The sequence below is a fragment of the Bathymodiolus platifrons methanotrophic gill symbiont genome (genome assembly GCF_002189065.1).
GTDB lineage: Bacteria > Pseudomonadota > Gammaproteobacteria > Methylococcales > Methylomonadaceae > Methyloprofundus.
In genome coordinates, this window is sequence record NZ_BDMN01000161.1 from 1 (window position 1) to 6,665 (window position 6,665).

At 39.7% G+C, this 6,665-nt stretch carries 7 protein-coding genes and 2 pseudogenes; 6 read left to right on the forward strand and 3 right to left on the reverse strand.

The window, feature by feature from the left end; translation table 11 throughout:
• Nucleotides 1-77 precede the first annotated feature (77 nt).
• Nucleotides 78-407, reverse strand: a complete 330-nt coding sequence (locus tag CDZ78_RS10070; RefSeq protein ID WP_087869903.1) for a hypothetical protein — start codon at nucleotides 405-407, stop codon at nucleotides 78-80.
• A complete protein-coding gene (locus CDZ78_RS10075; protein WP_087869904.1) occupies nucleotides 404-1,039 on the reverse strand; it encodes a division plane positioning ATPase MipZ in 636 nt (211 codons plus the stop codon). Before CDZ78_RS10075 ends, CDZ78_RS10070 begins: the two co-directional genes overlap by 4 nt.
• 806 nt (nucleotides 1,040-1,845) lie before the next feature.
• Between CDZ78_RS10075 and CDZ78_RS10080 the strand changes: the two are divergent.
• Together CDZ78_RS10080 and CDZ78_RS10085 are read left to right on the forward strand one after the other, a co-directional pair.
• Nucleotides 1,846-2,379: pseudogene (locus tag CDZ78_RS10080) on the forward strand (IS1 family transposase); the annotation flags it as partial.
• Between the two features lie 307 nt (nucleotides 2,380-2,686).
• Nucleotides 2,687-4,534 (forward strand): hypothetical protein, encoded by a 1,848-nt coding sequence (locus CDZ78_RS10085; protein WP_140413986.1) that lies wholly within the window; start codon nucleotides 2,687-2,689, stop codon nucleotides 4,532-4,534.
• A 3-nt stretch (nucleotides 4,535-4,537) separates the two neighbouring features.
• Here CDZ78_RS10085 and CDZ78_RS21220 read toward each other — a convergent pair whose 3' ends face one another.
• A complete protein-coding gene (locus CDZ78_RS21220) occupies nucleotides 4,538-4,717 on the reverse strand; it encodes a hypothetical protein (RefSeq protein WP_140413987.1) in 180 nt (59 codons plus the stop codon).
• Between the two features lie 408 nt (nucleotides 4,718-5,125).
• Here CDZ78_RS21220 and CDZ78_RS24525 point away from each other — a divergent pair.
• The 4 genes and pseudogenes from CDZ78_RS24525 to CDZ78_RS10110 all read left to right on the forward strand — a co-directional run.
• A pseudogene (locus tag CDZ78_RS24525) lies at nucleotides 5,126-5,251 on the forward strand (IS6 family transposase); the annotation flags it as partial.
• 71 nt (nucleotides 5,252-5,322) lie between these two features.
• On the forward strand, nucleotides 5,323-5,592 hold the full coding sequence (locus CDZ78_RS10100) for a hypothetical protein (protein WP_087869908.1): 270 nt from the start codon (nucleotides 5,323-5,325) through the stop codon (nucleotides 5,590-5,592).
• A gap of 96 nt (nucleotides 5,593-5,688) precedes the next feature.
• On the forward strand, nucleotides 5,689-6,147 hold the full coding sequence (locus CDZ78_RS10105) for a ParC-related protein (protein ID WP_087869909.1): 459 nt from the start codon (nucleotides 5,689-5,691) through the stop codon (nucleotides 6,145-6,147).
• The gene (locus CDZ78_RS10110) at nucleotides 6,140-6,439 is read left to right on the forward strand and encodes a type II toxin-antitoxin system RelE/ParE family toxin (protein ID WP_087869910.1); all 300 of its coding nucleotides are present in this window, start codon (nucleotides 6,140-6,142) and stop codon (nucleotides 6,437-6,439) included. Before CDZ78_RS10105 ends, CDZ78_RS10110 begins: the two co-directional genes overlap by 8 nt.
• The last annotated feature ends 226 nt before the right edge of the window (nucleotides 6,440-6,665 follow it).

Genomic DNA, 6,665 nt, shown 5'->3' on the forward strand with positions numbered 1-6,665 from the left:
ACACCAGCATTGTGTATTTCAGCTACTCAATAATTGGGAAACTTCAGATAAGTAAAACCGTACAGGTATTCTATTTATTAAATAATGCCTTTGTCTTTGGCTAGTGCCATATAAGCAATTCGAAGAACATTCATTCTATCAACGCCAAATTCTGTACCGAGTTGATCCAAAATTTCTATTTCATATTTATTGAAACGAGCTGTCATTAGTTTGTAGTTACGCGGAGCTTTGGGATCATCTGAAAATGGTTTGTCGTTTTTATCCAGCTCAACTTCTTTAGACAGTACAACCTCCAGTTCAGCGGATGTTTTATCAGCCTTACCAACAAACTCCTTAACCGCATTTTCATCAACTACTTCAGAAACTTTATTTTGTCCTCGAACCTTAAAATTTGTTTTTGCTTTCATTTCAGCACCTCACTCATGAAATCTTGAATTTCTTTCTTTGCTTTTGGATTGTTCATCTCAACAACACCCATTCCAATACCTTTTATCGCATCTCTATAAACCTTGCGCTCCCTGATGATCGTATCTAATAGTTCAATATCAGGATAATTCTCAAGAAATCCCTGAGTTTCTTCAGCCTCATTGATGATAGGGTTAGTGGGTCCCATTGTAATCACAGCCTTAAATTTCAATTTCTCATTCAACATCTTGGCATCTGTGTATATTTCTTGCATCTTAGGTACAGTATCAAGGTCAAATTGACTAGGGCGGATAGCCATCACCAATATATCGGCTACAATCATACTTGTGCGCAATTCGGCTGAATCTCGACCAGCTGCATCAATTACTATGTATTCATAACGCTTACTTAAATCCAAAATAGATGCACGAACATCATCATATTTCTGGACAGAATTAACTTGTGGTAAATCTGAGTTTTCAGACCTATCAAGAAACCAATTTGAGCTTGATGCTTGCTTATCTGCATCAACAAGCATTACATCTTTACCGTCAACAGCTAATGCCGCTGCCATATTTGTTGCGATTGTAGACTTCCCACAACCTCCTTTTTGACTACCAATCAATATAATCATTTTCACCTCTAAATTGTTGCAATAAATCTAACCTGTTCGGTATTGAATAGGTTATTTATCTAATCTATACGGTACTCATTAGGTGCTTAATATAACCTATAAGATACCTTATGAATTAAGTATAGTGGCATAACTATCAGGTACCAAATATTTCAATGCAAAAAGGTGTTTTTATTTAAAGGAAAAACAAGGTATTCAGTGTTGGTAAGGCTTTGCTGGAATGAGTGGCGGGCGCACTTGTTGCGGTTATAAATCTAACCTTTAAGGTTATTACTGGGTATTGATAAGATACCTTATAGGTGGTTAGTCAGGGAAGGGCGGTTCAAGTTAATAGTTTAGTAATAAAGTCTTTATTTTTATCGATCTTCACGGGCATGCCAGATTTTCAAAATCACAACTTTTTAATCGATGATTTGATAACGAAAAATGTAACCATTTTTTCCAAATGAGGTAAATAGCTCACGGTCATTTCTTTCCCAATTATTGAGTAGCTGAAATACACAATACTGGTGTATCGAGGTTTATTTTAGGTGGTTTTGCCATGTTTATAGCGACCCCCTACTTAATTCCCCTTAGGCAATAGCATCTGAAACGAATGAAAAGACTATTTTTTTCATATAGTTGTAGCATAGTTTCGATTTTACCATAAATAATTATTGGGAAACTTCAGTTACTTATCACCGTATAGGTATTAAATCTAACCTTAAAGGTATCTATAAGGTATGTGCAGATTATGGTAGTGGGTTAAACCTGTGTTTAGCATGAGAGCAATAGAATAAGAAAGTGATTTATTGCATAATTCCCTCATGAAATATTATCAAGAAATCACCTGCCCTAACTGTACTAATTCCAACCTGATGAAATCAGGTAGTAGCGATCGTGGTGTGCAGCGATATCGTTGCCAGACCACAGCTTGCTCAACCAACACCTTCATGTTGGAATATTGTTATAAAGCATGTGAATTTGGAACCAAAGAACACGTTGTCGAAATGGCTATCAATAGTAGTGGCACTCGAGACACGGCTAGGGTTCTTAAAATCAATAAAAATACGGTGACTCGTACTTTAAAAAACAAAGAAAACAGTCTTGTTCAAGTGAACCCTCTTTTTCAGACCTTTGATCAAGGGAAACCATTGGAAGTCAGACTAGAACAGGTCTGCTGTGATGAAGCCGAAATGGATGAACAGTGGTCTTTTGTAGGAAATAAAAGCAATCAACGCTGGCTATGGCATGCTGTTGATCATAAAACCAACACGGTACTCGCTTATGTTTTTGGCAAGCGTAAGGACATTGTTTTCAAAGAATTAAAAGCGTTACTTTTGCCTTTAAATATCAGTCGTTCGCTTAAAATCAGGGAAACGGAGCCTAAGCGGAGTGATGATTTTATTTGAGGTAGCCATGACAGCCCAACTCGAAATAATTTACAACCAAATAATTCTATTTTACAGCCTTAATTTAGACCTTGTGAACAAATCAGCCATTTAAAACTACTGGGAATGGTACTCATTACTGCGGGTATTTATTGCCTGGTTCGTTCTTGACTATGTATTCAGAGCTAAAGTAGTCGTATAGACAAACTAATGACCCATGCAGCACAACACCTAGCAACCCCACTCATGCTAAATTTTTTCCTAATTTTATATGCAGATGATTAATTTCACTCAATACAAATCTGAGTTTGCACCTTTTATCAGTAAACCAGTGCCCGACCGCATTGAATGGTTATTTATTATTTGCTTCACTGTGTTACTGACATCCTTACTGCACGCTAATGCGTTTGAAGGGTATTGGCGATCAGACGACGGCTTCCATCTAATGTTTGCAACCGAATACAGCCCCTGGCAGTATTTTTTTGACCCTATCATTACTCGCACTCAATCAGGTGCTAACGTTACACCCTGGAACGCCCTGTTCTATGACATGAACCTGTCAATCTTCGGTTTTAACCCCGGCAATTTCTATGCACACCTATTATTGATAACCATGGGTACTGCATTATCGCTATTTGCCCTGTTACGACTTTGGCTACCACTACCCTCGGTAATACTTGGGGTCACTCTATTTTTAACGGGCAGACCAACATATCACTTAACACAAAAATTAATGAACAACCACTACCTGACAGGTATGTTGTTTTCCCTGCTTAGCCTCTACCTTTTTACGCATTATGTGCGTTATGGCAAGCATTTTAAGCTGGCACTTGCTGTTATTTTGTATGCATTAGCAATGACCTGCAAAGAGGTTTATGTGCCCCTGCTTGGGTTATTTCTGGTACTTCCGGCCGGAAATTTTAAGCAACGCTTGCTGGCAATGCTGCCATTTGTGCTGATAGTTATTGGCTATGCTTTTTGGCGCCATAAGGTGCTTGGATCCTGGGTGGGTGGGTATGTTACCAGCTCAAGTGATATAGATTTTATCAATACTTTAAAACAATTATCCAATCTGGCCTTTTTACTTTTCGACCAATATAACTGGGGTCTGGTGGCGATAATAATAATTGCTATTATGTCATTGGTAACGGCATTTAACAGGCTTATTAACCTTCCCTTACTAATAGTCTCCCTTATCGTTGTAGTTGTCCCGCTACTCCCCTTAACTGTTTACCCTGGTATAAATTACGCTGACAGGTATCTATTTACTCTCTGGACAGCAGTCTGCATATGGGTTGCTATCGTATTCAAACCCGCCACACAAAATACCATTTCAAGCTATTTTTCCCGCAATTCTACTGTAATCAGGTCATTACTGGTCTTAATCGTCGCCACAGCCAGTTTTAAAGGGCTACAAGATGAAAAGCGACACAAACAAGGCGATTTTCAAAAATCCGAAGCAATGTATCACTTTGCCCTTGAGTCTGATTTTTCTCAAAAAGCACTGATCCTTGATGCGAATGAAGATGGTAATTATTGGGTTTTTGTTGGTACCGAAGCTCGCAGGGCTTATGATATTTCAAAACTCCAAACACCCGCGACAGCACTTATTTTTATTAATAAAATCAATAGCCTGCTACTTTTAGAAGAAATAGTCGAAGCCGAGCAAATAGACCTTGCTGATATACAGTTTCTTCAATATCAAAATGGCAATTTCAAACCCATTGATATCAGCCCCGTTATAAATGATGCTCTTGCCAGCATAAATGAAGGCAAAGACCAAATACTGCAGATAACACTTAGCCAGGAGCAAGGTGTACTGCGGTGGCTATTCGAACCCAAAGGCATCCATTACTCAGCAACATTATGGCGAGAAAAACCAGGCAGGATACAGCGCTCAATCGTAGATATCCCGTACCAAGGTGCATTCCCAATAAATGTAGATGATAAGCCCCAAATTCAACTTACGGCTACCAGCCCCGGTAACTGGGTAGCCAATACACCTAAATTCAAGATAGAATCAGGCTCGCAAAAACTGGTCTGGCAAGGCAAAACTAATTTCAATCTGGTTTCAGGAAGGCTGGAGTCTCTGCTTTCAAGACTGGGTAACAACGCTTATCCGTAACTTCTAATTATCCACAGGCAGCGGCCGCACCGATGACCTCCATGCTACTTCACGAAATTCCAGGACTCCTGTCGCCGTAATCCGTTCACCTACGCAGCAAATAGGCGATGCTCCAGCCGCCCTAGCGCACTTCGGATTAGCAAAAAAATCCCTACGCCTTCTCGTGATATAGGAGAGGTTCATGTTGTCTCTACCTCTGATAAAAATCCGTATTCAGAGTCGGAAACGGTTACGAAGTCCTAAGCCGATTAAAAACACAATTTGAAAAATTCACCTCATAAAAATCCACCTTCTCTGAGTGACTCTTAACATATTCGTTCCATATTTCTTTACCTTTTAAGAAATGTTTTAAGGCTTTTTTATCCTTGTCATGTATATTCTCATCGTTGATCGCCATAGCTAATCGTCCTATTTTGTTTTTCACGTTCGCATACAAGTAAATTTAGCCCCTGTAATGCCTACAAGGCGCATTTTGCAAGTTCTGACCCGTTCATGTGGGGAATATATTGGCTCCCTAAAGGGACGTGTTGGTAAGGTGTGGATAACGAAAAGACGTTACCCACACCTTACCAACACTAGCCAACACATTACTTTAAAGCGTTTCACTCCGCTCAAGCAACCATTGATGGAATTGAAACAGCACATATGATCCGAAAGGGACAATTGGCTGAGGAGAATATTCCTGCTTATAAGCAGTTTATGGCTTTAGCAGGATAGTTATGCCTGAAGACTAGGCTTCCTGCATTTCCAACAATACTTGCGACAGAACCCGTCGGGAAGGGGGATTTATGCGACAGAACCTTATGAAAAGAAGCGGTAACGAAAACGTTAATCTTGATAAGCTCCATTACCATGAGGCTTTAGATCGAACTTATATTGAGCAATGTAATTTAGAAAACTCTTTAGGAGGTCACCCTGTTATTCAGAATCATCCAGAACTAAAAGCTCTTTATAATGAATCGGTTGAAAATCTAGGAGATCTTTACCAAAAAATTGCAAATATAACCTCCTATAAATCAGGCAGTGATTTAAAAGGAGCAGAAGCTCGATGCAAATAACGGACACTATGTTAAATAGCAAGATGATATTGTAATAGTACAATGGTACATTTATAATTACCATCAACCCCAACTTATTATAAATAAGAGTCTAATATGCAGTCTGGAACAGTCGATCACAATACATTAAAACATTTAGTTGAAGCTGGAGCGGTTAAGTCAGCTACTGTTGTTGGGCAAGGTGCCTCTTGGTCGCTAATAGCTCAGGTGGGTAACAATGACAAAACATTGCTTTCCAAGTCTCGCAAGGTGCGAGAGTTTAAACGGTTTGAGACCATAGTTAAATATCTACGAGATCTAGGCATTGTTCATTTTAATACCGATACTGAAAAGTTTGATCCCACTCAAAAAACAATGGGGGTTAAGCGTCCTGATAAGTCGACTGTTCTTAAACAAGCTCATGCAGCTGCAGAGCATGATAAATGGTTTAGGGAACAAGTTCAGATAGGGTTAGAGCAAGCTAAGTCTCCTGCAGCCGTATGGGTGAGCCAAGATGTCATGGAAGAAAGAATAGATACTAAAATTGAAAAACTAAAAGCTAGAGCCAATGCTTGAGCTTGTTTGGCTTGGAAGTGCAGAAGCCGATCTAGACAATATTGCCGAATATATTGCACAAGACAATATAGATGCTGCTATTGATGTTTATTTACGTATAAAAGATTCATCAAAAGGATTACTTGAGCATCCTAAAATAGGCAGGGCGGGAAAGGTTAAAGGTACTCGAGAGCGAGTAGTGGTGGGGACGAAACTAATTATTGTTTATCGAGTGGTGGATAGAATAGAAATTATTAGGGTTCTGCATGGTGCCCAAATGTGGCCTAGCCCTGAAAGTGCTAAGGATATTTAGTAATGGCCACTAGGGATGATTTTGGAATTGACGAAGACGGATCTAGTTGACCTTCAACTAAAAGGGAGGTGCTTGAGGTGGAGAGAGGTCGATCTACATTTTTAGCGGGGAGTCGCTATTTTTGCGAAAGCTTGTTTTGGGCATCCCAGCCCAAGCAAGCGGCAAAAACTTAACGCGACCGCTAATGCCTTCGGCGCCCCAGACGTCCTGCGTACGTGCCACTTCG